This window comes from Streptomyces sp. NTH33, from assembly GCF_003236365.1.
Taxonomy (GTDB): domain Bacteria; phylum Actinomycetota; class Actinomycetes; order Streptomycetales; family Streptomycetaceae; genus Streptomyces.
In genome coordinates this window covers 1-1929 of the sequence record NZ_POTZ01000785.1, presented here as the reverse complement: position 1 = coordinate 1929, position 1929 = coordinate 1, and the positions used below count along the sequence as shown (strand labels likewise).

Below are 1929 nucleotides of genomic sequence, written 5' to 3'. Positions count from 1 at the left end.
GGGCGGGGGCGAGGTCGTCCGTACCGGTCGGGAAGGGGGATTCAGGCGTCACAGCGGTCGCTTTCGGAACGGAAGGACGAAACGGAGAGACGAAACGGAGAAAGAGGGAAGGCGGGCAGGGAGCCGGCTCAGCGCGGCGAGCCCGTCACGGTCAGGGAGTGCAGGAAGCGCATGAGGGTCATCAGCACGTCCCGGCTGGAGGCGCGGCGACGCGCGTCGCACTCGACGATCGGGATCTCCTCGGCCAGATCGAGCGCCGTACGCAGCTCCCGGATCGGGTGACGAGGGGCGTCCGGGAAGGAGTTGACGGCGACGACGAAGGGCACACCACGCTCTTCCAGACGCCCTATGACGTCGAAGCTGACCTCCAGCCGGCGGGTGTCGGCCAGCACGACCGCGCCGAGGGCGCCCTCGAACAGCCCGTTCCACAGGAACCAGAAGCGCTCCTGGCCGGGGGTGCCGAAGAGGTAGAGCACCAGCCGGTCGGTGATGCTGATGCGGCCGAAGTCCATCGCCACGGTGGTCGCCGTCTTGGACTCGGAGCCGTAGTTGTCGTCGACGCCGATACCGGCCTGGGTCATGGTCTCTTCGGTGGTCAGCGGCCTGATCTCGCTGACCGAGCCGACCATGGTGGTCTTGCCGACCCCGAAACCGCCGACGATCACGATCTTCACCGCGGCCTGGGCCGTGTGCGGCAGATGGTCCCCGGCGCGCGGGCCGGGGAGGGTGTCAGAGCCTTTGAAGTCCATGCATCACCGCTTCGAGGAGGGAACGGTCGGGGACCGCCCGGCGGACGATCGGCGCGCGGGCCTGCACCAGTTCGGCCGTGAGCAGCTCGGTGATCAGGACCGTCATCGCGCTGAACGGCAGGTTGAGGTAGGCCGACAGCTCGGCCACGGACAGGGGCGCGGTGCACAGCCGCAGCAGCGCCGCCTGTTCCGGGGTGGCGGACGGCGGGGGGTCGGCGCGCGCCACGATCAGCGTGACCAGGTCGAGGGCGGCGCGGGCGCCGTCCTCGTCCGCCCCGGCGACCACGTACAGGCGCTCGGGGTTCTTCTGCTCGCCCTGCTTGCCGGGTTTGGGGGGCGGCGGCTCGTGCCGGGGGTAACGCCTCTGGCGTCGCGGAGGAGTCATACGGTCTGCCCACCCCGCCGGGGCGGACTGGTCAGATGGGCGCCGATGCGGACCACCAGGTCGCGCATGCGGGCGCTCATCAGGCCGGGTTCGGTGCGGATGTCGGCGAGCACCGCGAGGTAGGCGTTGGCCCCGGCGGACATCAGGTAGAAGTAGCCGCCGTCGATCTCGATGACGACCAGCTTCATCCGGCCGTCGCTGCCGGGGATCTCGACGGCGACGGCGGTGGCGAGGCTCTGCAGTCCGGCGCAGGCGGCGGCGACCCGGTCGGCGGCGTCGGGCTCGCCGCCGTAGCGGGCGATGCGCAGGCCGTCGGCCGAGAGCACGACGATCATCTCGATGCCCGGTACGCCGTCGTGGAGCTCCTTGAGCATCCAGTCGAAGTTGGCTCGCTGCTGGATCACTTGAGGTCCCCCTCGTCGTCGGCCTGAGCGTCGGCCTCGGCGCGGGCCGGCTTCTCGATCAGGTGCAGATAAGCGGTCGGGTCCTGCGTGAACGCGGTCGGGTCCGGTCCGGGGTTGTCCTTCTTCAGCCCGTCCCAGAAGGCCTCGACCCACAGGCCCGGTTCGGGTTCGTTCTCCTTGGGCGCGGGCCCGTGCACGTCCCACACGGACTCGCCGCTCTCCTGTGCGGCGTGCTCGGCGGCGGCCTGCTGGGCGATGCGCTCGCTGAGCGGGGTCCTGACCCGGCTGCGGCGCTGCGGCAGGCCGGTCGCGGTCCATTCGGTGACCTCGGGAACGTCGTCCTCCATGGACACCTGTCTCTGATACACATCTCCGATCCCACGAGACTAGC

The 1929-nt window shown here is 70.3% G+C and carries 3 protein-coding genes and 1 pseudogene; all 4 read right to left on the bottom strand.

The annotated features are described in order from the left end of the window. Positions 1–128: 128 nt before the first annotated feature. Complete coding sequence (locus C1I97_RS36230; RefSeq protein WP_111007155.1) at positions 129–749, bottom strand: GTP-binding protein; 621 nt, start codon at positions 747–749, stop codon at positions 129–131. After that, positions 730–1134, bottom strand: coding sequence for a DUF742 domain-containing protein (locus C1I97_RS36225; protein ID WP_111007154.1), 405 nt, complete (start codon positions 1132–1134; stop codon positions 730–732). Before C1I97_RS36225 ends, C1I97_RS36230 begins: the two co-directional genes overlap by 20 nt. Then, positions 1131–1538 carry a roadblock/LC7 domain-containing protein gene (locus C1I97_RS36220; RefSeq protein ID WP_111007153.1) on the bottom strand — a complete coding sequence of 136 codons (408 nt, stop codon included), beginning with the start codon at positions 1536–1538 and terminating at the stop codon, positions 1131–1133. The genes C1I97_RS36225 and C1I97_RS36220 overlap by 4 nt, the downstream gene beginning before the upstream one ends. After that, a pseudogene (locus C1I97_RS36215) lies at positions 1535–1891 on the bottom strand (ATP-binding protein); the annotation flags it as partial. The gene C1I97_RS36220 and the pseudogene C1I97_RS36215, both read right to left, overlap by 4 nt. Between the last annotated feature and the right edge of the window lie 38 nt (positions 1892–1929).